General features: G+C 68.3%; 19 protein-coding genes. 4 read left to right on the top strand and 15 right to left on the bottom strand.

Features of this window, described 5'->3' with window-relative positions; genetic code table 11:
• Positions 1-4 precede the first annotated feature (4 nt).
• The 10 genes from D0D37_RS20550 to D0D37_RS20595 all read right to left on the bottom strand — a co-directional run bounded on the left by D0D37_RS20550 (position 5) and on the right by D0D37_RS20595 (position 14,032).
• Positions 5-1,132, bottom strand: coding sequence for a uroporphyrinogen-III synthase (locus tag D0D37_RS20550; RefSeq protein ID WP_116202180.1), 1,128 nt, complete (start codon positions 1,130-1,132; stop codon positions 5-7).
• Positions 1,129-1,461 carry a nitrite reductase small subunit NirD gene (gene nirD / locus D0D37_RS20555; RefSeq protein WP_425266959.1) on the bottom strand — a complete coding sequence of 111 codons (333 nt, stop codon included), beginning with the start codon at positions 1,459-1,461 and terminating at the stop codon, positions 1,129-1,131. Before nirD ends, D0D37_RS20550 begins: the two co-directional genes overlap by 4 nt.
• On the bottom strand, positions 1,458-3,962 hold the full coding sequence (nirB, locus tag D0D37_RS20560) for a nitrite reductase large subunit NirB (RefSeq protein ID WP_116202181.1): 2,505 nt from the start codon (positions 3,960-3,962) through the stop codon (positions 1,458-1,460). Before nirB ends, nirD begins: the two co-directional genes overlap by 4 nt.
• A gap of 1 nt (position 3,963) precedes the next feature.
• Positions 3,964-5,301, bottom strand: a complete 1,338-nt coding sequence (locus D0D37_RS20565) for a nitrate/nitrite transporter (protein WP_244223590.1) — start codon at positions 5,299-5,301, stop codon at positions 3,964-3,966.
• A 26-nt stretch (positions 5,302-5,327) separates the two neighbouring features.
• Positions 5,328-6,752 (bottom strand): FAD-dependent oxidoreductase, encoded by a 1,425-nt coding sequence (locus tag D0D37_RS20570; RefSeq protein ID WP_116202183.1) that lies wholly within the window; start codon positions 6,750-6,752, stop codon positions 5,328-5,330.
• Complete coding sequence (locus tag D0D37_RS20575) at positions 6,749-8,785, bottom strand: molybdopterin oxidoreductase family protein (protein ID WP_116202184.1); 2,037 nt, start codon at positions 8,783-8,785, stop codon at positions 6,749-6,751. Before D0D37_RS20575 ends, D0D37_RS20570 begins: the two co-directional genes overlap by 4 nt.
• A 115-nt stretch (positions 8,786-8,900) precedes the next feature.
• Complete coding sequence (locus tag D0D37_RS20580) at positions 8,901-9,698, bottom strand: TIGR02569 family protein (protein WP_116202185.1); 798 nt, start codon at positions 9,696-9,698, stop codon at positions 8,901-8,903.
• An 817-nt stretch (positions 9,699-10,515) separates the two neighbouring features.
• Complete coding sequence (gene moeZ / locus D0D37_RS20585) at positions 10,516-11,697, bottom strand: adenylyltransferase/sulfurtransferase MoeZ (protein WP_116202208.1); 1,182 nt, start codon at positions 11,695-11,697, stop codon at positions 10,516-10,518.
• 98 nt (positions 11,698-11,795) lie between these two features.
• On the bottom strand, positions 11,796-12,965 hold the full coding sequence (locus D0D37_RS20590; RefSeq protein ID WP_116202186.1) for a DUF3152 domain-containing protein: 1,170 nt from the start codon (positions 12,963-12,965) through the stop codon (positions 11,796-11,798).
• A gap of 80 nt (positions 12,966-13,045) precedes the next feature.
• Positions 13,046-14,032: an alpha/beta hydrolase gene (locus D0D37_RS20595; protein ID WP_162834353.1), complete on the bottom strand. Its 987-nt coding sequence runs from the start codon at positions 14,030-14,032 to the stop codon at positions 13,046-13,048.
• A 108-nt stretch (positions 14,033-14,140) separates the two neighbouring features.
• Here D0D37_RS20595 and D0D37_RS20600 point away from each other — a divergent pair, with 108 nt between their 5' ends.
• Both D0D37_RS20600 and D0D37_RS20605 read left to right on the top strand, forming a co-directional pair.
• Positions 14,141-14,764, top strand: coding sequence for a TetR/AcrR family transcriptional regulator (locus D0D37_RS20600; RefSeq protein ID WP_067585865.1), 624 nt, complete (start codon positions 14,141-14,143; stop codon positions 14,762-14,764).
• A 4-nt stretch (positions 14,765-14,768) separates the two neighbouring features.
• Positions 14,769-15,443 carry an alpha/beta fold hydrolase gene (locus D0D37_RS20605; RefSeq protein WP_244223591.1) on the top strand — a complete coding sequence of 225 codons (675 nt, stop codon included), beginning with the start codon at positions 14,769-14,771 and terminating at the stop codon, positions 15,441-15,443.
• 1 nt (position 15,444) lies between these two features.
• On the opposite strand, the gene D0D37_RS20610 is transcribed toward D0D37_RS20605, so the two are convergent.
• From D0D37_RS20610 to D0D37_RS20620, 3 genes are all read right to left on the bottom strand, one after another.
• Positions 15,445-17,025 carry a P-loop NTPase family protein gene (locus D0D37_RS20610; protein ID WP_116202187.1) on the bottom strand — a complete coding sequence of 527 codons (1,581 nt, stop codon included), beginning with the start codon at positions 17,023-17,025 and terminating at the stop codon, positions 15,445-15,447.
• A 111-nt stretch (positions 17,026-17,136) separates the two neighbouring features.
• The gene (locus tag D0D37_RS20615) at positions 17,137-18,039 is read right to left on the bottom strand and encodes an alpha/beta fold hydrolase (RefSeq protein WP_116202188.1); all 903 of its coding nucleotides are present in this window, start codon (positions 18,037-18,039) and stop codon (positions 17,137-17,139) included.
• Positions 18,036-18,944, bottom strand: a complete 909-nt coding sequence (locus tag D0D37_RS20620; protein ID WP_116202211.1) for an AurF N-oxygenase family protein — start codon at positions 18,942-18,944, stop codon at positions 18,036-18,038. The genes D0D37_RS20615 and D0D37_RS20620 overlap by 4 nt, the downstream gene beginning before the upstream one ends.
• Positions 18,945-19,045: 101 nt before the next feature.
• Here D0D37_RS20620 and D0D37_RS20625 point away from each other — a divergent pair, with 101 nt between their 5' ends.
• Positions 19,046-19,858 (top strand): TetR/AcrR family transcriptional regulator, encoded by an 813-nt coding sequence (locus tag D0D37_RS20625; RefSeq protein ID WP_116202189.1) that lies wholly within the window; start codon positions 19,046-19,048, stop codon positions 19,856-19,858.
• Positions 19,859-19,872: 14 nt separating this feature from the next.
• The gene (locus D0D37_RS20630; protein ID WP_116202190.1) at positions 19,873-20,193 is read left to right on the top strand and encodes a DUF4873 domain-containing protein; all 321 of its coding nucleotides are present in this window, start codon (positions 19,873-19,875) and stop codon (positions 20,191-20,193) included.
• 87 nt (positions 20,194-20,280) lie between these two features.
• On the opposite strand, the gene D0D37_RS20635 is transcribed toward D0D37_RS20630, so the two are convergent.
• The gene (locus tag D0D37_RS20635) at positions 20,281-20,511 is read right to left on the bottom strand and encodes a DUF3107 domain-containing protein (RefSeq protein ID WP_009072973.1); all 231 of its coding nucleotides are present in this window, start codon (positions 20,509-20,511) and stop codon (positions 20,281-20,283) included.
• 103 nt (positions 20,512-20,614) lie between these two features.
• A complete protein-coding gene (locus D0D37_RS20640; RefSeq protein WP_208720060.1) occupies positions 20,615-21,298 on the bottom strand; it encodes a ferritin-like fold-containing protein in 684 nt (227 codons plus the stop codon).
• Positions 21,299-21,395 lie beyond the last annotated feature (97 nt).

Here is a 21,395-nt window from a genome sequence, read left to right on the forward strand (position 1 = left end):
GAGGTTAGCCGATCGACGCTGGGGTGTCGCCGGGATTCACCGCCAGCCGGTAGCCGCGCTTGACCACCGTCTGCACCACGCCAGTGCCGCCGAGAGACGTCCGCAACCGACCGATCGCGGTCTCCACCGCGTGCGCTTCGCCGCCGGACGGAAGCTCGGCGGACAATTCCCGGCGCGCGACCACCCGGCCGGGTTGCCGCGCGAGAGCGCGCAAGAGCGCCATCGGGGCCGGGGCGATCTCGCGCCATTCGCCGTCCACGAGCGCGCCGGTGCCGCGGACCTGCAGCACATGACCGGCGGCATACAGCGTCGGGGAGGCGGTGACCAGCGAGTCGGCGACGGTTCGCGCCAGTGCACCGATCCGTGACCGTCTCGGTTGGACAGTCGGAATGCCCAGCGAAGCGAGCGGCGCGGCCGCGATCGGACCCACGCACGCTACGACCACCCGACTGCTTAGGGCCTCGATCAGCGCGCCGAGACGACCGGTCCGCCGCGCCATTGCGACGGTGGACGCGGCAGCGGGCGCGCTCGTGAACGGCAGAGCGTCGATCGTTCCTTCCAAGACCGCGTCCAACAGCCGGTCGAGCGGCGCCGGATCGGCCGGAGCCACCCAGCGGTACACCGGGATCTCGATCACTTCGGCACCCGCCTGCCGAAGTGTCTCGGCGAAATGCGGGAGTGGCTCGCCGTGCAACTGCAGCGCGATCCGCCGTCCGTCCACTCCGGACTTGGTGAGGTACTGCAGCAGCTCGGCGCTACTCTCCGACGCGGGCGAATAGTCCTCCGCCAACCCGGCTGTCCGCACCGCCCCGGCCGCCTTCGGACCGCGAGTCAACAGCGAAGCGTTCGACAGGTGATCGAGCACCTTCTCGCCGAGGCCCCACCCTTCCGCCGCCTCGATCCAGCCACGGAAGCCGATCCCCGTCGTCGCCACGACAATGTCCACAGGGGACTCCAGCAGCCGCATCGTCGCCGCGTGCAGCTCGGTGTCGTCGGCCAGCGGCACGATCCGGATCGCCGGTCCATAACGGACGGCCGCACCCTGGCGCACGAGCAGCGCGCCCAGCTCTTCAGCTCGGCGCGCTGCCGTGATTCCCACCGTGAACCCGGCCAGTGGCCGGACATCCGTCACGGTGATCCCACCTCGATCACCCCGTCCCGTACGCGAACCGGATACACCGGCACCGAAACCTCGTCAGCGTCGAGGCACTGTCCACTTCGGAGCGAGAACCGTTCCTTGTAGACCGGCGACGCGACCACCGGCTCTCCCCTGGCGTCGCCGACAATCCCGCGCGACAACACGGCCGCACCACTGCACGGATCCCAATTGGACAGTGCGTACCAACCTTCGCCGGCGTGGAACACCGCAACCTGCTGGCCGTCGACCAGCGCCGCGGCTCCGGAGAACTCCGGAATGTCCGCGGCCGCGCACACCGCGGTCCAGGATGAGGTCATCGTCATCGCCGCACCTCCGGAACTCCCAGCAGCACCGGGATCTTCTGCTCCCGCTCCTCGCGGAACGAGATGGACGGATCCGGGGTCCCCGGAGCGTTCACAAACGAACTGAACCGCGCCAGCTTGTCCGGATCCTCCAGCACCCCGCGCCATTCGTCGGTGTAGCCCTCGACGTGTTTCGCCATCGCCGCGTCCAGGTCCTCGCAGATGCCGAGGCTGTCGTCCACGATCACCGCGCGCAGGTGGTCGAGTCCGCCGTCCAGCTCCTCGATCCACGGTGCCGTTCGCTGCAGCCGATCCGCCGTGCGCACGTAGAACATCAGGAACCGGTCGATCGTGCGCACCAGCGTTTCGGTGTCCACATCAGACACCAGCAGTTCCGCGTGCCGAGGCGTCGCCCCGCCGTTGCCGCCGACGTAGAGGTTCCATCCGTGTTCGGTAGCGATCACGCCGAAGTCCTTGCCGCGTGCTTCAGCACATTCCCGCGCGCACCCAGACACTCCGGCCTTGATCTTGTGCGGCGACCGCAGCCCGCGATACCGCAGCTCCAGGTCGATCGCCAGCCCGACGCTGTCCTGCACGCCATAACGGCACCACGTCGAACCGACGCAGGATTTGACCGTCCGCAACGATTTGCCGTATGCGTGCCCGGACTCGAAGCCCGCGTCGACCAGCCTTCGCCAGATCTCCGGCAGCTGGTCCACAGTGGCCCCGAACAGGTCGATCCGCTGTCCGCCGGTGATCTTCGTGTACAGCCCGAAGTCCTGTGCGACCTGTGCGATCACCATCAGTTTCTCCGGCGTGATCTCGCCGCCGGGGATCCGCGGCACCACCGAATAGCTGCCGTTGCGCTGCATGTTCGCGAGGAATCGGTCATTCGTGTCCTGCAGCGGCGCCTGCTCGCCGCCGAGGATGTGCCCGTTGCCGAGCGTCGCCAGGATAGATGCCACCGCAGGCTTGCACACCGCGCAGCCGGTCCCGGTGCCGTAGCGGCTCACGACCTCACTGAACGTCGTCATCCGCGTCGCCCGGATGATCTCGAACAGTTCCGCACGGGACTGCGTGAAGTGTTCGCACAACGCCTTCGATTGCTCGACGCCGCACGCGTTCAGCAGCTTCGCCAGCATCGGCACACACGAGCCGCACGACGTCCCTGCCCGCGTGCACGCCTTCAACTTCCCGACCGAATCGCAGCCGTCCTCGGTGATCGCCCGGGTCAACGCGCCCTTGGAAACCCCGTTGCAGGAACAGACCTGCGCCTCGTCCGGCAACGCGTCCACACCGACCGCCGCGCCGCCACCGGCCGGTGCGAGCAACGCACCGGGGTCGGCGGGCAGCGGGCGGCCGACCAACGCCCGCAGCGTGTTGTATTCCGCCGCGTCGCCGACCAGAACCCCGCCCAGCAGCGTCCGGCCGTCGTCGGTCACCACGAGTTTCTTGTACGTCCCGGCCACGGCGTCGTTCACCGCGACTTCCAAAGCTCCCTCGGTGGCCGCGTGTGCGTCGCCGAAGCTGGCGACGTCCACGCCCATCAGTTTCAGCTTCGTCGCGGTGTCCGGTTCAGGGAAGCTCGCCGTGGTGCCGGTGAGTTGTGCCGCGACCACCTCAGCCATCGCGTATCCCGGCGCGACAATGCCGTAGACCCGGCCCTCGACCGCCGCGCACTCGCCGATCGCATAGACGGCCGAGTCGCTGGTCCGGCACGTCGCGTCGACCAGCACGCCGCCGCGCTCGCCAACGTCCAAACCGGACTCTCGCGCCAGGTCGTCACGAGGCCGAACGCCAGCGGAGAAGACCACCAGGTCGACGTCCAGCTCCGTGCCGTTGCCCAGCTTAGCCAGCAGCCGCGAACCATCAGCCTCGATCGCGTCCGTCGAAGTTCCCGTGTGGACGGTCACGTCCAGGTTGGCGATCAGCCGCCGCAACAGTCCACCGCCGCCATCGTCGACCTGCAACGGCATCAACCGCGGTGCCATCTCCACGACGTGCGGCGACAAGCCCATGTCCCGCAACGCCTTCGCCGCTTCCAGCCCGAGCAGACCGCCGCCGATGACCATCGCCGCCCGACGTCCGCGGCCCTGTCGTTCAGCCGCCGCACGAATCGCGTCGAGGTCTTCGATCGTCCGGTACACGAAGACGCCCGGCAGGTCCCGACCCGGCACTGGCGGCACGAACGGACGAGAACCGGTCGCCAGCACGAGCGAGTCATACGGCTGTACGTGCCCGGCCGCCGTCGTCACCGTCTTAGCTTCGCGATCCACCGAAACGACGACCTCACCGAGGCGAAGTTCGACCGCGTCGTCTCCGGCGTAGTCCGAACCCGGCAACGCGAGCGCTGCCGGATCCCAACTGTCCACATAGGAGGTAAGCGCGACCCGGTCGTAAGCGGGACGGCTCTCCTCGCCGAAGACGACAACCTGCCACTCGCCCGCCGCGTCCGCCGCGCGAAGTGCCTCCACAAACCGGTGCGCGACCATTCCGTGCCCGGCGACCACCACTGTAGGCATTTCAGACCTCCGCTCCTGCCAACGCCACCTGCGCGCGCACCGCCGGCTTGCGCAAGTAGCCGAACCACGTCACGCCCACGCACACCGCGTAGAAGTCCAGGAATCCGACGAACGCCGGAACACCGCTGTGCGCGGTGGCGAACGACTGCCGGAACGCGAGGTTGATGAACAACCCGCCCAGCGCGCCGAGCGCACCGGCCAGTCCGATCAACGCACCGGACAGCCGACGTGCGTTGCGCAATTCCGTCGCCTCGTCCGCACCGGCCTGAATCGCCGCCCGCGCCTTTACCTGGAAGATCGACGGAATCATCTTGTACGTCGAACCGTTGCCGACTCCGGTGAGCACGAACAAAACGATGAACGCGGCGGTGAACGTCGCCAGCGAGTCAGTCGAGGAGGCCAACACCAGCACCACGGTCGCCAGCGCCATCGCGCCGAAGGTCGCGAAGGTGACCCGGCCGCCGCCGATGCGGTCCGACAGCCAGCCGCCGATCGGCCGCGACAGCGAACCCAGCAGCGGACCGAGGAAGGTCACCGCGGCCGCCTGCAACGGCGTTCGGCCGAACTGGTTCTGCAGCACCAAACCGAAGGCAAAGCTGTAACCGATGAAGGAACCGAACGTGCCGACGTAGAGCAGCGACATTACCCAGGTGTGTCCATAACGGACTACCTCGCGCATTGCCTTGGTGTCACCGCGAACGCTGGCCAGGTTGTCCATGAACAATGCGGCGCATGTCGCGGCGATGACGATCAGCGGCAGGTAGATGTAGAGCACCAGCCGCGGTGCCGTTGCACCTGCGGTGCCGATGACGAGTAGCCCGACGAGCTGAATCACCGCAACGCCAAGGTTTCCACCACCGGCGTTGAGTCCGAGAGCCCAGCCCTTGTGCCGCTCTGGGTAGAAGGTGTTGATGTTCGTCATCGAGGAGGCGAAGTTCCCGCCGCCGACACCGCCGAGCGCCGCCATCAACAAGAACGTGCCGAGCGAGGTACCCGGGTGCAACACAATCGCGGTCAGCACGGTCGGAATGAGTAGCAGTAGCGCGCTGATGACAGTCCAATTGCGACCACCGAATCGCGCGATCGCGAAGGTGTACGGGATCCGCATGACCGCACCGACCACCGTCGGCGTGGAGACCAGGAGGAACTTGTCCGCCGCGCTGAACCCGTACGCCGGACCCATGAACAGCACCACGACTGACCACAGTGTCCAGATCGAGAAGCCAATGTGCTCGGAGAACACGGAAAACCACAGGTTGCGCCGGGCGACGCGCTTGCCGGTCGTGTCCCAGAACTCGTCGTCCTCGGGATCCCAGTGCTCGATCCAACGGCGGGTCATGGCGTCCTCCTCGTTGCCGGGGGCGGTCATTGCGCGGCCAGCCAGTCCGCGACCGCGCCGACCGTGTCGCGGCAGCTGCCGCATCCCGTGGTGGCGCGGGTGGTGCGGGCGAGTGCGGCAGCGTCGGTGGCGCCACCCCGCCAGGCTTCGATCAGCCGGCCTTTCGTCACCGCGTTGCAGCGGCAGATCACTGTGGACGAAGGAAGATCGGCCGGGCTCGCCGCTGTCGGCGCACCCGCGGGGAACGCGCGGCCGAGCAGAACCGCGAGCCGGTCTTCGGGAACTGGCGTGCCTCGGTCGTGCAGCTGAGTCACGGTCGCCGCCGCGTCCGGCAAGCCCAGCAGAATCGCGCCGGTCACGCGGTCGCCGCGGACGACGAGCTTTCCGTACCTGCCGCCGGACGGATCGTCGAAGGTCACGACCTCGGCGGCGGCGTCCTCACTGGTCACCTGCGTTTCGCCGAGCGCGGCGAGGTCGATGTCGCGGGCTTTGAGCCGGGTTACCGTGCGGGTGCCGCGATACCGCGCCGTGGCATCCGCGCCGGTGAGCAGATCCGCCAGCACCACGGCCTGCTCCCATGCGGGCTGTACCAATCCCGGCGGGGCACCTGGGTGCCGTGCGCAATCGCCCAGCGCGTGGATCCGGCCGTCGCTGGTCCGGAGCAGGTCGTCTACCAGGATCCCTCGGTCCACCGCGAGTCCGGCGGTTTCGGCGAGCGACGTTTCCGGCCGTACCCCGGCCGCGACGACCACGAGGTCAGCGGGTACGAAGCTGCCGTCGTCGAGTTTGAGACCATCTCCGGGAAGGTGCCGGGCGGCCGTTACCTCGAACCGGAACGTCACGCCCAACTCCGCCAATCGGCGGGCCAGCACTCGGCCCGCGCCGGAGTCCAGTTGCCGTTCCAGCACATGCGGCTGCGGATGCACCACTGTCACGTTCGCGCCGCGACCCGCCAGCCCTCGTGCAGCCTCCAGTCCGAGCAACCCGCCGCCGAGTACTGCGACCGGCGCGCCCGGACGAGCTGCGTCCACAATGCGCGCACAGTCGTCCAGCGTCCGGAACGCCACGACCTCAGGCCCGAGTTCAAGTCCCTCAACTGGCGGTAGCCAAGGCGCGGCTCCCGTCGCGAGGACTACTGAGTCGTATGGGAAATCCTCAGTCTCAGTGCAGACAACTCGCCGCGTCGGATCGATCCGCGTGACCCGAGTTCCGAGCCGCAGATCGACGTGCGCCTGCGCGGCCCACTCGGAATCGTGCAACCGCACTGTTTCCGGGCTCATCCCACCAGCGACCACAGTGGACAGAAGCACTCGGTTGTACGCCGGATGCGCCTCTTCACCGAGCACCGTAAGCCGTATCCGAGCCGCTTCCGGATCACGTCGCCGGATCTCGTCCGCGAGGCGCGCTCCGGCCATCCCGTATCCGATGATGACGACGTTCCGCGCGCTCATGCTTCCGCCCTCGCCAACGAGACCGCGCACACCTTGAACTCCGGCATCCGGCTCACCGGGTCGAGCGCCGGGTTGGTCACCAAGTTCGCCCGTGCCGCACCGGGAAAGTGGAACGGCATAAAGACCAGGTCCGCTCGCATCGACGGCACACACCGCACCAGCGCGACCGTCTCCCCGCGCCGCGACCGCACCACCGCACGGTCGCCGTCGGCCAGTCCAGACCTCGCTGCGGTGTCCGGATGCACCTCGACGAACACCTCCGGCACGACCGCCGTCAGCTCGGCGATCCGTCGGGTTTGGGCACCGGATTGGTAGTGCTGCAGCACTCGTCCGGTGGTCGCCTGCAACGGAAACACCTCGTCCGGAAGCTCGGCGGGTCCACTGTGGTCGACCTCGGCGAATCGCGCTCGGCCGTCCGGATGCGCGAACCCGTCGAGGAACATGCGCGGCGTGCCCGGGTGTTTGTCGTCCAGAACCGGCCAGTGCAATGCTTCCCCGGAGCGCAAACGTTGATAGGTCACGCCGGAGTAGTCCGCGGCGCCGCCCTTCGACGCGGCGCGCAACTCCTCGAAGACCTCCGCTGAGTCGTCCGGAAACCTCTCGGCTGGCTGTCCAATTCGGACTGCGAGATCTCGCAACAGTGACAGATCGCTGCGTACTCCGTCCGGCGGTTCGATCGATCGCTGCCGCAACAGAACCCGGCCTTCGAGGTTGGTCAACGTGCCCTCCTCCTCGGCCCATTGCGGCACCGGGAACACCACGTCGGCCAGCTCCGCGGTCTCCGACAGGACAAAGTCGGCCACCACGAGAAGATCCAGTGCAGCCAACCGGTCCTGCACTCGAGATGAGCGCGGCGCGGACACCACCGGGTTGCTCCCGAACACGAGCAACGCCTTGATCGAATCCCCCAGCGCGTCAAGCAACTCGACCGCGGACCGTCCTGGCCCGGGCAAGCTTTCCGCTGGCACACCCCAAACTCCAGCCACGTGTGCCCGCGCCGCCGGGTCGTCGATCTTCCGATAGCCGGGCAGTTGGTCCGCCTTCTGCCCGTGCTCGCGCCCGCCCTGGCCGTTGCCTTGTCCAGTCAGACAGCCAAACCCGGACCCGGCACGCCCGGGCAAGCCCAACGCGAGCGCGAGATTGATCCACCCGCCGACCGTCGCGGTGCCAGAAGCGTGCTGTTCCGTCCCGCGCCCGGTAAGCACATACGCGTTCGCGGCCCGGGCCAGCATTTCCGCCGCCCGCCGCTGGTCTGCGGCCGAGACGCCGGTCACCCGCTCGACTCGCTCCGGCCACCAGGTCGCGGCGATTCGCCACATCTCGTCGAACCCGGTCGTCCGGATATCCACATAGGACTTGTCCAGGTGTCCCTCGGCGACGACCGCGTGCAAAATCCCCAATGCCAGAGCAAGATCCGTTCCCGGCGCGGGTGCTAGGTGCAACGCGGCGCGCTCGGCCGTCGGTGTACGGCGCGGGTCGATGACGATCAGTTCCGCGCCCGCGAGGTGCTGCATGAACGGCGGCATCGTCTCGGCCGGGTTCGCTCCGGCGAGCAGGACGACGTCCGCGCCCGCGAGATCGGTGACGGGGAACGGAAGTCCGCGGTCGACGCCGAACGCGCGGATCCCGGCTGCCGCGGCCGACGACATGCAGAATCGGCCGTTGTAGTCGATTTGCGACGTTCCGAGCGCAATCCGGGCGAATTTCCCGAGCAGGTAAGCCTTTTCGTTGGTGAGGCCGCCACCGCCGAATACTGCGACCGAGTCCGCGCCGTGCGCCCGTCGCGAGTCCTGCAGCTGGCCCGCGACGAAATCCAGTGCCTCGCCCCAGGAAACCGGCCGCAGTTCGCCGTCTCGACGGAGCAGCGGCGAGGTCAGTCGTGCGCCGGATTCCAGCAAGGACCCGGCAGTCCAGCCTTTTTGACACAGGCCGCCCGCGTTGACCGGGAAATCCCTTGGGGTGACCCGGGTCTCAGCCAAGCGCATTCCGCACTGCAAGGCGCAGTACGGGCAATGTGTGTCGACGTGCGGCACAGGCGCTCCTCGGGTCGGCGATGACCCGACGGTAAGGACGCTGTGTTACCTCGACGTGCCGGAATGTTTCCGGGAGTTGACATTGCCCGCCGTCATGGCGGGAGCGCGCAGTGAGTCAGAGGATCGCGCTGACCTCGCGGGCAGCTGCGCGCAGGCCGTCCAGGGCGGCGTTGGTGGACTTGGGGTCCAGCGCGTGCGAGGCGAGGCGGAAGAGGATGGCGCGCAGGAGGAGCTGGGGCCATTCCGGGAGGTGCGCCCAGCGTTCCAGGAGGGCTCCGGTGGCTCCGCCCCAGATCAGGGAGTCGACTGCGGCGATCGCCGCGCCCCATTCGCCTGGGCGGTAGTACGGGACGAAATCGACTACGCCGGGGGCTGCGTCGCCGTCGAAGAGAAGGCCAGCCAGGAGTTCGCCGTGGGCAACTTGGTGCGGGAGTTTGATCGGGCGGCGCGCGGGGGCGAGGATTTCGAACCAGCGGCCGCCTTTTTCCTCGGGGAGGGGGCGGTCCAGTTCTTCCCAGGCGATTCGGTCGGCGATGGCGTCTCGGTCGTCCCGGGAGGAGAGGAAGTCGGGGCGGGGCAGGTCCGCTGTCGTCCGGTGCAGTCGTACTGCGGCGAGAACCGCTTCGTCACAGCGGTGTTCGGTGGTGCCTGGGACGTATCGCCAGGCGGACCAGTCTCCTACTATCCAGCGGCCGTCCCTGGAACGGACTGGTTTGGAGATGCGCAGGCCTGGGTCTTCGGCGAAGTCCAGGGCTCGGGCGGTCCATAGGGCTTGGGAACGGTCTTTGACGCGTTTGAAGACTACGTCGTCGCACTGCCAGGACTCGGAGTCCGGCAGCAGGGTGATGGCGTCGGCGTCGCTGCCGAACGCGGAGCAGACGCGTTCGGAGGGACGTTCGAGGGTTGACCGCACAAAGGGGGAGGTTACCCCGGGGTCGGGCCGGATCCTGGGGGACTCGCTGGTCATGGGTGGTTCTTGTGTGGGTGCTGCTCGTCGCCTGGCGGCGACATTGCGCACGGGTCTCGGCGGGGGCACCCCGAAGCTGATTGTGCTGACGGTCTGAGGGTGCTTGTCAAGGCTGGAAAGATGCCTTGACAAGCACCCTCAGACCGCAGAGAAGGCTTCGTATCGGGGTGCGGGGGTGGTGTGGGTGCACTGGTGAGTTGGATGCATTGGCTGCGGCTTGGCGGTGGGGCTAGCGCCCCGAATGTGGCGTTGGGTGAATGCGACGCGCCGAATCCCACATTGGGTGCGTGGATGCGCCGAACGCCGCATTGGGTGCGACGGGGCGGCGAGCGGGCGGGCCGTGAAGGGCTCCTTGAGGGAATCTAGGTCCAATGCCAGGGACTTAAGGCGGCGCTGCGGGTGCGGTTCGAAGTGTGCCTGTCCTGACCGCGGGGTTGGCGAGGCCGGCACAGGGTTTGCTGTCCGTGAGGGGAACCCTGAGGGACTCAGAGTCCCTCAGGGTTCCCCTCACGGACGCGCGGAAGCGGCTAAGTGGGCATAGGTCGGGCATTTCGGCGGCAGGGGCGTCCTTTGTGGACGGTAGGTAGGCGTGAGGCCACGCCGCTAAGTCCCTGGCATTGGAATCTGAGTCCGTGAGGGGCCCCTGGAGGGCCGGGTCCGTGAAGGGGCCCCTCACGGACCATCGCCGCCGCCAGAAAGCCGTGAAGGGCTCCTTGAGGGAATTAGATTCCCTCAAGGAGCCCTTCACGGACCGGCTAATGCCTCAGTAGGTCGGCAGGCTTGGGTCGATCTGCCTTGCCCAGGCCAGGACTCCGCCGCCCAGGTGGGTGGCGTCCTTGAAGCCTGCGGCGTGCAGGGCGGCCAACGCCTCTGCCGAACGGGCACCTGACTTGCAGTGCAGGACGATCGGCTTGTCCTGCGGCAGTTCCGCCAGTGCTTCGCCGGAAAGGATCCGGTCCTTCGGGATCAGCGTGGCGCCCTTGATGTTGACGATCTCGTACTCGTGCGGCTCGCGGACGTCGATCAGCGCGAAGTCCTCCCCTGCGTCGAACTTTGCCTTCAGTTCCGCCGGGGTCAGGGTGCTGCCCGACGCCGCCGAGGCGGCTTCGTCCGACACGACGCCGCAGAAAGCCTCGTAGTCGATCAGTTCGGTGATCTTCGTGGTCTCGGGATCCTTGCGGATCTTGACCTCGCGGTACTTCATCTCCAGCGCGTCATAGGAGATCAGCCGCCCGAGCAGCGGCTCTCCGATGCCGGTGATGAGCTTGATCGCCTCGGTCACCATGATCGAGCCGATCGACGCGCACAGCACGCCCAGAACGCCGCCTTCGGAGCAGGACGGGACCATGCCGGGGGGCGGCGGCTCGGGGTAGAGATCCCGGTAGTTGAGGCCCTTGCCGTTCGGGGCGTCCTCCCAGAAGACACTCACCTGGCCTTCGAACCGGAAGATCGAACCCCACACGTACGGCTTGCCGAGCAGCACCGCCGCGTCGTTCACCAGGTAGCGCGTGGCGAAGTTGTCGGTGCCGTCGACGATCAGGTCGTACTGGCCGAAGATCTCCAGCGCGTTCGCCGATTCCAGGCGCTCCGTGTGCAGGTGCACCTTGACCAGCGGGTTGATCTCGGCGATCGACTCCTGCGCCGACGCGGCCTTGAGCTTGCCGAGGTCGGACTGGCCGTGGATCACCTGGCGCTGCAGGTTGGATTCGTCGACGACGTCGAAGTCGATGATGCCGAGCGTGCCCACGCCGGCCGCCGCCAGGTACAGCAGCGCCGGGCTTCCGAGGCCGCCCGCACCGATGACCAGGACCTTCGCGTTCTTCAGCCGCTTCTGCCCGACCACCCCGACGTCCGGGATGATCAGGTGACGGCTGTACCGGGCCACCTCTTCCTTGGTGAGCTCGGCTGCCGGCTCGACGAGCGGCGGCAGTGCCGTGTCTGACATCGGGTCCTCCATACTCGCGCGGGTCGCGTAGTCGATCCCAGTATCCTCAACGCGCGCTGGCAAGAGGGACTTCCCTGCTCCCAGATGGTGAGACTCTGTTACTGGCCCGGCGGCGTCGGGTTCGGCCACGCGTTCGGCTTGCACACGTGGTGGTCCGCGGCGACCTTGCCCTTGTCGCCGCCGGGGATGTTGTTGAGCATCGCGACGTAGTCGTCGGCCACGCCGAACGACTGCTGCATCATCACCGGCGCGGGCTGGTCGTTTCCCGGGCAGCCCACGTGATTGTTGCCCAGCGCGTGCCCGACCTCGTGGTTGATGGCGTACTGCCGGTACCCGGTCATGTCGGACAGGTAGACCTTCGCGCCGCGCACCCAGCGGGACAGGTTGATCAGCACCCGGCCCATGCTGCGCCGGTAACAGGACGCCTCGAATTTGATCTGGAACCCGCACGCGTCCGGCCGGTGCGTGGTGTCCGGCGTGGTGAGGCTCACCCGGAAATCCGGGTTCGGATAGCTCGCGTCGACCCGCTTCAACCGGATCTCGCCGTTCCAGGTCCAGCTGCGCGGATCGGACAAAATGCCCTGCACGGCGGTGCCGAAGCTGTCGTCGCCGGCGTAGCTCGCCGGATCGATGCCGTCCTCGACCTCGACGGTGTAGGTGTAGAGCTTCCCGGCCTTGCCGACGACGTCGCTGGACCCCGGCACGATGTGCCAGGTGCCCTTGCCCGTCTGCGTGTAATTGCCGCCGGTGGGCAGGTCAGCGGTCGGCACGTTGAGGTTCACCGGCTGCGCGGGGTTCTCCGGGATGCCGCCATTGCCGTCGATCGCACCCGAGGACGTGTCGCCGGACGCGACCTCGCTGCTGCTGCCGGCGCCCGCGTCGGACGGGCCGGAGGCGGTGTTGACCGCGACCAGCACGGTGATCACGGCCAGGATCGGCAGCGCGTACACGCGCCAGCCGTAAGTCTTCACGAACCGGCCGAACGGGGACTGGTTCTTCTTCGGAGCCGGGCGCTTCTCGGAGCGTTCGTCCTTGGGCTTCCAGGCGGCGGCGAGCGGCTCCGCGCTGGTGCGGCGTCCGCCCGGCCGGTACCGGTCCTCGCCCACGCGCTGGGCGGGCTTGCGCGCGGGCCGGTACTGGCCGACGCGCGAAGAGTCGGACTCCGAATCGCCGGAGCCGGAGGACCCGGACGACGACGAACGCCGGGCCGACCCGGCGGTCGGGCCCCGCCGGTCCTTCGCTCGCGCGTCCTGCTTCAGCCGGTCCACCGACCCAGGGTGCCACACGACGGCGACCTTCCCGGCAGCGACTGGCGGGCTCCCCGGCGATCCGCGGTCCCCCGTTCGGGCTACCAGGAGCCCTTGTCCGCGCCCTCCCACAGACCGAGCACAGCACGCGCGACCACGTGCGGACGCTCCATCTGCGCGACGTGCCCGGTGCGCGGCAGGACCAGCAGCCGGGCGTGCGGAATCGTCTGCGCGGTCCGCAGCGCGCGCTTGACCGAGATCACCCGGTCGTGCAGTCCCCAGACCACCAGCGTCGGGGCCTCGACCTGCTTGGCGACCGACCACAACGACGCGGCGCCGAGCGCGGTCCACCTCCGGAAGATGCCGAACGTGCTGCGTTCCATCGCGGCCAGCGCCCACGGGAAGCCGGCGCGCGCGGCGTGTTCCTCGACCAGTTCGTCCAGCCGGGCGTCCGCGAACCGCGACGGATCGTGGAAGCACAGCTTGATGACCTGCGCGGCGCGTTCGCGGGCGGTCATCCCGGCCATCCGGCGGCGCACCCGGGCGCCGACCACCGGGAGGTAGGCCAGCGCCATCAGCGGATCGGACAGCCGGCGCGGGTCCGGGCGGCGGTCCGGCATCGCCGGGGAAATCAGGGTGAGAGTTCTCACCAGCTCCGGACGCCGCGCCGCGAGCAGCAGCGAGATCGCGCCGCCCATCGAGTTGCCGAGCAGATGGACCGGTTTTCCGAGCCGTTCCAGCCGGCTCGCGATGACCTCGGCGTGGTCGTCGAGGCTGTACGCGAACCCGTCCGCGGGCTCCGAATAGCCGAATCCGGGCAGGTCAACGGCCTGTCCAGCAGCGGTCGGGGCGAGCAGCGCGGCGAGGTCGGTCCAGTTCGTGGACGATCCGCCGAGCCCGTGCACGTACACCGCGGGCGTGCCGTCCGGGCCGGGCGTGTGCCGGATGTGCAGGCCGTCTTCGACCGTTCCCGGCCAGGCTGGCAGCGCCCCGTCGAGCGGCGGAAGGGGCGTAGTCGACAATGGCACCTGGGTCACCGGCGGGCGGACCGCCGCCGCGGCCGTGGGGCGGGAGGTCGTGGTCGTCACGAGTCCAGGATGCCTGACCCTTGGCATTTCGGGCGTACCCACGAGTAATGTCAGGTTCACTTCACGCGGTGGTGAACCCGCCCGGCGAAGGCTGCGGACGGAGGAAGAATGACGGAGATGGCGCGACTGCAACGAGGCGTCCGGTTGCCAAGGACCGAGCGCCGGGCCCAGTTGCTGACAGCCGCGCAGCGCGTCTTCGCCGAGCACGGCTACCACGCGGCGGCGATGGACGAGATCGCCGAAGAAGCCGGCGTCAGCAAGCCGGTGCTCTACCAGCACTTCCCCGGCAAGCTCGACCTGTACATCGCGCTGCTGGAAAGCCACGTCGACGACCTGGTCGGCCGGGTGCAGGGCGCGCTGAACTCCACCAGCGACAACCGCCAGCGCGTCCCGGCCACGGTCGGCGCGTTCTTCGACTTCGTGAACAACGACGCGGGCGCGTTCCGCATGGTCTTCGAGTCCGACCTGCGCGGCGAGCCCGCCGTGCAGGAGGCGGTGGACCGAGCGACCTCGGCCAGCGTCGAGGCCATCACCGAGACGATCACCTCCGACGCCGGTCTGGACGAGGAGAAGGCCCGGCTGCTGGCGGTCGGCCTGGTCGGAATGAGCCAGGTCAGCGCACGCTACTGGCTGCAACACAACCAGTCGATGAGCCGCGAGGACGCGGTGGCGTTGACCGCGAACCTCGCGTGGCGCGGCATCGGCGGCGGTTTCCCGCTCAAGGACAACTGACTCCGTGCCGATCGTGGCGGTGCCGGGCACGCTCTGCAGCCCGCGGATCTACGCACCGCTGGCGGCCGCGCTGCCGGAGGGACTGGACGCGGTCGACTGGATGACCGCGCCAGGCCCGTGGCGGATCGAAGACATCGCAGCGCGAGTCGCCGAGCGGATCGAGCAGCACGGAAGTCCGGTCACCCTGATCGGGCACTCCACCGGCGGCTCTATCGCGACGGTCGTCGCGGCGACCCGGCCGGATCTGGTGTCCGCGCTGCTGCTCGCGAACACCGGCGCGCACATGCGCGGCCACGGCGACGTCGACCGGATCCTCGCCACGATCGCCTCCGACTGGAGTCCTGACCTGCACGCGGCCGTGCTCGATCGGTCCTTCGCTACGCCGTTGCCGCCGGAGCTGCGCGCCGAGTTGCTCGACTACGCCGCCCGGGTCCCGGCCGAAGCCGCGCTGGAAGTCCTGACGAGCCAACGGGATCTGGACCTCACGCCGATGCTGGCGTCGATCCGCTGCCGAGTCACGGTGCTGCACGGAATCCACGACCGGGCCCGTACTCTCGCCGACGCCCAGCACCTCGTCGACCACCTGGCGGACAGCGAACTCGTCACCGTCCAGACCGGACACTCGCCGATCTGGGAGGACGTCCCCGCCACCGTCGCCGCGCTCGAACGGCTCCGCTAGCTCATTCGCGCGGTTTTCGCTGCCGTGGCACCGATCGGGCCGCTCCGGGCAGTTCGACCAGCAGCTGCTCGAGATGGTCCGGCAGCGCGCCGCGCGGCTCGCTCAGCCAGGCGTCGGATTTGCTTCGCCAGGACGGTTGTTCCTTGTCGGACAACAAGGCGACGTAGCAGCCGTAGTCGATGGCGAACCCGTCGTAGAGCGTTCCCGGCCGCTTTCGGCTGACGATGCCGCGCCGCACCAGGTGAACGAGCCGGGCGTCGTACAGATCGCGAACCGCCGGATCGTGCGCGCCACCGGCGTGCTCGAGCAGGAAAGTGCGGGAGCGCCGACGGCCTACTACCTCGTCGACCAGCCACCGAAGCGTCGTCAAGGCCGGTTCGTTCCCGGCGATCGCGGCGTATTTGTCCCGCAGATACCAATCCTGCGCGGCCTGCCGGACATGCCGGATGCCGATGGTCGCGGTGTTCGCGTGCTGCGCGGCCAACGCGGCGATGTTGATCGCGTCGCGGGGCACGCCTTCGGCCGCGCGCACGAGTTCGGGAAAAGCGGTGCGGCTGAACGCGGTGGCCACGAATTCCGCGGGGTCGTCGGTCATCGGCATCCGCGGTCGTACGTGGTTGAGGAACAACTCGGCGAAAAACTGTCTCGACTGGCTGCGGCCGTGGTCGAACAGGAGCACGTCGTCGAAGCTGACCGCGGAGGCCGCGTCCGCGCCGACCTCGATGCCGACGTAATCACCCTCGTTGCCTGGTTCGCGGAACTGAGACCGGCGTTCCATCGCGGCGATTTTGACCGTCGATCCGCGCGTCGGGAGCACGCTGCGGCGCAGCAAATCGGCCAGTAACGGTTGCAGCTCAAGGGGAATCGAACTCCACTCGTCCAGCAACAGCCACAGCCGAGCCGGTGCCAGCGCGGCCGTGATCCGCGCCAGCGCGCGGTTGAGCGGGCCGAAAATGACCTGGTGATGCTCGGTTCCGGTGCGCCGCAAGCGATCTGACGCAGTAACCGAACGGCGGCTGCTGCCCGACATCGTCACTTCACCACGCGGACCGCCCGGCCCCCAGGACGCCGACGCACCAGCACCCGTCGACTGTTCCGCGGAACCCCCGACAGTCGTCTCCCGCTCGACATTGCCGACGACCTCGACCGTCGTCGCCGCTTCGGTCAGCTCGTCCAGGCCCTGCAGCAAGCCTTCCTGGTCGGAAACCCTGGTCTCGATCGCCGTGGTCAGCAGCTGCTCGTGCACCGCTTCCAGCGTGTCGACCAGCAGCTGAGTGCCCCGCAGAGCCACCGGCACCTGCTGATTCGCGTAGAGACCGCTGGTGGAGCCGATCGTGCGCAAATCCAGGTACACCGCGACATCGTGGGTTTCTTCGACCAGATCGGCCAGGTACAGCAAGGCGTGCGTTTTGCCGGTGCCGCGGCGGCCGTAAAGGATCTGATGATCGGCGGAATGCAGCATCGCGGAGAACGACCCGGCCACCACGAAGGTTTTGGCCAGCGTATGCCGGTCCACGCTCTCCGCCCGCCGGGAAATCGCCATCAAGCTCCGGTTGACGTGCGCGCTCAGCGGCTGGCCCATGCCCGTCCTGTTCTGTCGGCGACCACCCAGCGTGACAGCGCCGGGCGGCCGGGGACAACCGACAGTCAGGTACTCGTGAGTGGCAATCCCGGTTCTAACCGGCATAAACACTCACGAGACCCGCAGCAGCGCCCCGATCCGCGTCGCCACTTCACCGGCCCGCTCCTGCGGCAACATGTGCCCAGCACCGGGAAAACGGACAAACTCCGCGTCCGGCAGCTCGTCCGCGATCACTTTCGCGTGCGGCAGCGGGCAAAGCCGGTCCTTCTCCCCTGCCAGCACCACGGACGGGGTACCGCGCAATGTCGCCAGGGCGACCCGGCAGTCATGCGTCGAAATCGCGTCCTGGAACGCCCCAAGACTCGCCGGATGCGCGCACAACAACTGATCCGCGACCAGCCGGACGTCCGTGCGGCGCGGACGGTCGCCGAAAACGAGGAACCGCGCGCCCGAACGCACCATCGCCGGGCTCAACGGCAGCCGCTCGCCCTTGCGGTGCGACAACGCTTTCGCCAGCCGACGCTCGAACTTCGCGGAGAACTGGCCCGCCATTCCGGGCAGCCCCAACGTGATCCGGTCCATCTGCCCCGACGACGTAGCCACGAACGCCGTCCCGACGACCCGGTCACGGACCAGCTCGGGATGCCGTTCGGCCAGCGCCATCATGGTCATGCCGCCCATCGAATGCCCGGCGAGCACCAGCGGACCCGACGGCACGCGAGCGGCGATCAGCTCGGCCAGATCGTCGGCCAGCCGCGGAATCGTCCCGGTTTCTTTGGTGGCTGACGCGGAACCGCCGTGCCCTCGCAGGTCGTAGCGCAGCGTCCGGACGCCAGGGCCGAGATGGTCGACGACGGCGTCCCACGTGCGGTGATCCTGCGTCCAGCCGTGCACCAGCACCAGCGTCACCTTGGCATCGGCCGGACCACTCGTTTCGACGTGCAGCGCACATCCGTCACTGGTCACGAACCGATGCTCACGGGCCGGATTCCGCAGCCGTTCTACGGTAGTCACTTGCCCTCCGGAAGCAGGAAAGACTTGCGCCAGAACGGTTTCCCCGGCAACCCGACCAGGCCGGACTCCTGCAGGAACGGCATGATCTTCTCCCCTGCCCAGGCGATCGTCGCGCGCCAATGCGGATTGTTCAGCGCCGTCTCGACGCCCTCGCGCGGCCGGATCCCGACCGCCTTGTAGACGTTCGGGTTGATGAACGCCCGCGTCACGAAGTAGGAGATCAGCGCGATGCTGAACTGCTGGTAGGCGACCTCCGCGCGGCCGAGTTTCGCCATCCCGCGAGTGACTTCCTCGCGGGCGAAGGTGACGTGCCGCGCCTCCTCCAGCACGTGGATCCGGTTCACCATCCGGACCAGCGGCTGGATTTCCTCGTCGTTCATCTGCTCGCGCTGCAGCCGGTCGAGCACCTCCTCGGCGACCAGGATCGCGCCGTAGCGCGCCGGGCCGTAGGAAATGGTCGGCATCAGCTTCGCGAACTGCCGCAGCACCGGCACCGGACCGTAGGTCGGGCAGCCGATCCGCGCGGACATCCTCGCGAACATCGTGGAGTGCCGGCATTCGTCGGCGATCTCGGTGAGCGCGAACTGCGCGTGCGCCGTCGTCGGGTCCTGTTGGTAGACCTCCTTGAGCAGCATCTGCATCAAGAGGATTTCGAACCACAGCCCGGTGGTCGCGATGCTGGCCATCTCGTGTTTGCCCAGCTCGATCCGCTGCTCCGGACTCAGCCGGTCCCACAGCGGAGTGCCGTAGAGCGACGAGCGCTCCGGCAGGATGTACCGCTTGCCCTCGACCAGCGGTGCGTCCCAGTCGATGTCGACGTCCGGGTCGTAGAACTTGTTCGCCGCCGACTTCAGCAACCGCTGTGCCGTCGCTTCCCGGTCGGTCACCTTGAGCGTCCGCGTCATCATCAGCCCCTTCCAGCGCCTGACTCGCCGTTGAATCGAGAAGCCGCGTCCCGCTGCTCCCGCAGAACATGTAACCTGCGGTAACAGTTACCTCTGGTAGCATGACCGGCGTGATCGAACGTGTCAAGCGCTCCAGCAAGCAGTCCGGCAAGCAGGCCGCCGACACCGAGACGGGCACCGGGGACGCCCGTCGCGATCGCTGGCGCAAGCACCGCATCGCCCGCCGCGCGGAGTTCGTCGAAGCGGCTCTGCGCGCGCTCGACGCGCACGGTCCAGACCTCGGGATGGAGGACGTCGCCGCGGAAGCGGGTGTCACGAAACCCGTGCTGTACCGGCATTTCGAGGACAAGGCCGACCTGTACGTCGCACTCGGCCAGCGCGGCACGGAGATCCTTTTCGAGCGGCTGATCCCGGCGATCAACGCGGAACTCGCGCCGGTGCCGCGCATCCGGATGGCGCTCGACGCGTTCTTCGGCGTCATCGAAGAACACCCGAACCTGTACCGCTTGCTGGCACACGGCGGACTGCCGGGAAAGACCACCGATTCGGATGTCGTCGCCGAGGACAAAGAGGTCATCGCGACCGCGCTGACCGCGCTGCTCGGCGACTACATGCGGATGTTCAACATGGACTCCGGCGCGGCCGAACCATGGGCGCACGGCATCGTCGGCATGGTCCAGAGCACCGGCGAATGGTGGCTGGACCGGCGCTCGATGGGCCGCGATTCGGTGGTCGAGTACCTCACCCAGATCATCTGGGCGGCGATCGACGGGCTCACCCGCCAGCAAGGCGTGGTGATCGACCCGAACCTGCCGCTCGAGGAGAACAAGGTCGTCCAGCTCGGACGCACCAAAGACAGCACTGACGACACCGCAGACGCCGCTGCGGACGCCGCTGGCACCGACGCAGGCTGACGAGAGGACCCCGGATGAGCGACGAAGACGGCTACACGGGCTCGGCGACGCTGGTCGTCGACGGCACGGAAATCACCGCGGACGTCGATCTGCGCGGCTATTTCCAGCCGATCGACGGTTACTACCACTGGTACGGGCGCGTCGCCGCGGACCCGAAGCTGACCGAAGCGGTCGGCGGGCGCAAGAAGGCGTGCGAAGTGCGGGTCGGCGAGCACACCGCCGAGGGCGAACTGTCCGATCCGGACCCGTGGGGCCGCTACCGGCTCACCGGCACGTCCACGCCGCCGTTCGCGGTCCCGAAGACCCTCGCCGAGGTCGAAGAAGCCACCGCCTGACCGGTCCCCGAAAAGCCGTGAAGGGCCCCTTGAGGGAATCTGATTCCCTCAAGGGGCCCTTCACGGACCTTTGAAGCTCGGCTGGGCTCAGTCGCCGACGCCGAACCCGACCTTGCGGACGTCGGACGGGGCGATCTCGACGTACGCGATGCGGTCGGACGGGACCAGGTACTTGCGGCCCTTCTCGTCGTTGAGGCGGAAGAGCCCGTCACCGGCCGTCAGCGCCTCGGCGACCAGCTTCTCCACCTCTTCGGGAGTCTGGCCACTGGACACCACCAGCTCGCGCGGCGTGTCCTTGATGCCGATCTTGACCTCCACGTGGGACCTCCGCTGAAAACTCGTTGTGACTACGCCCGGCAAGGCTAACCGAAGCGGGCCGCCCCGGTGGCGTGCGACCAGCGGGTGATTCGCGACCACTCGCTCAGCCCAGCCCCAGCGCCTGCATGCGCTTGGTGTGCCCTTGCTGCAACCGGCGGAACAGCGCGCCGATTCCCGCGAGATCGCCGGAGCCCGCGACGATCAGTTCGGCCAGGCCATCGCGTTCGGCCACCACGTACTGCGCCTGGGTGAGGGCCTCGCCGAGCAGCCGCCGTCCCCACAGCGCGAGCTTGTCGCGGGCCTTCGGATCGGCCTTGATCCCCGCCGCGACTTCGCGCTCGGCGAACGCCGAATGCCCGGTGTCGGCGAGCACGGTCAGCACCAGATCCTTGGTCTCGGGGTCGAGCCAATTCGCGATCTCGCGGTAGAGATCCGCCGCGAGCCCGTCCCCGACATACGCCTTGACCAGCGATTCCAGCCACGATTTGGGCCGCGTGGAGCCGTGCCACGCGTCCACCTGCGACACGAACGGGGCCATCGCGTCCTCGACCGCGACGCCGTTCGCGGCCAGATGCTTGGTCAGCAGATCGAGGTGCCCGATCTCGGCGGCCGCCATCGAGGCGAGCGCGGCGCGCCCGGCGAGCGTCGGCGCGCTGCGGGCGTCCTCGGCCATCCGGTCGAACGCGGACAGCTCCAGGTAGGCGATCACGCCGAGCAGGTCGACGACGCCTTCGCTGATCGCAGGCGGGGCGGTGGGGGGCGCGGCAGCTTCGGCGGGGTCGGTCACGGCGACGAGGGTATCGCCGAACCGCAGGCCCGCGCCGTGAAGAGACCGATCCCACGCCGCGCCGCCGCTCCCGGTATTCCCCGGAAAACACCTGACC

Source organism: Amycolatopsis circi (genome assembly GCF_003385235.1).
Lineage (GTDB): Bacteria > Actinomycetota > Actinomycetes > Mycobacteriales > Pseudonocardiaceae > Amycolatopsis > Amycolatopsis circi.

Bases quoted from the DNA above. Each gene is read 5' to 3' on its own strand.
- D0D37_RS20600 (WP_067585865.1), top strand. From the start codon at position 14,141: ATGACGGAGATGGCGCGACTGCAACGAGGCGTCCGGTTGCCAAGGACC.
- nirD (WP_425266959.1), bottom strand. From the start codon at position 1,461: ATGACGATGACCTCATCCTGGACCGCGGTGTGCGCGGCCGCGGACATT.
- moeZ (WP_116202208.1), bottom strand. From the start codon at position 11,697: ATGTCAGACACGGCACTGCCGCCGCTCGTCGAGCCGGCAGCCGAGCTC.
- D0D37_RS20625 (WP_116202189.1), top strand. From the start codon at position 19,046: ATGACCGGCGTGATCGAACGTGTCAAGCGCTCCAGCAAGCAGTCCGGC.
- nirB (WP_116202181.1), bottom strand. From the start codon at position 3,962: ATGCCTACAGTGGTGGTCGCCGGGCACGGAATGGTCGCGCACCGGTTT.
- D0D37_RS20620 (WP_116202211.1), bottom strand. From the start codon at position 18,944: ATGACGCGGACGCTCAAGGTGACCGACCGGGAAGCGACGGCACAGCGG.
- D0D37_RS20565 (WP_244223590.1), bottom strand. From the start codon at position 5,301: ATGACCCGCCGTTGGATCGAGCACTGGGATCCCGAGGACGACGAGTTC.
- D0D37_RS20610 (WP_116202187.1), bottom strand. From the start codon at position 17,025: ATGGGCCAGCCGCTGAGCGCGCACGTCAACCGGAGCTTGATGGCGATT.
- D0D37_RS20570 (WP_116202183.1), bottom strand. From the start codon at position 6,752: ATGAGCGCGCGGAACGTCGTCATCATCGGATACGGGATGGCCGGAGCG.
- D0D37_RS20630 (WP_116202190.1), top strand. From the start codon at position 19,873: ATGAGCGACGAAGACGGCTACACGGGCTCGGCGACGCTGGTCGTCGAC.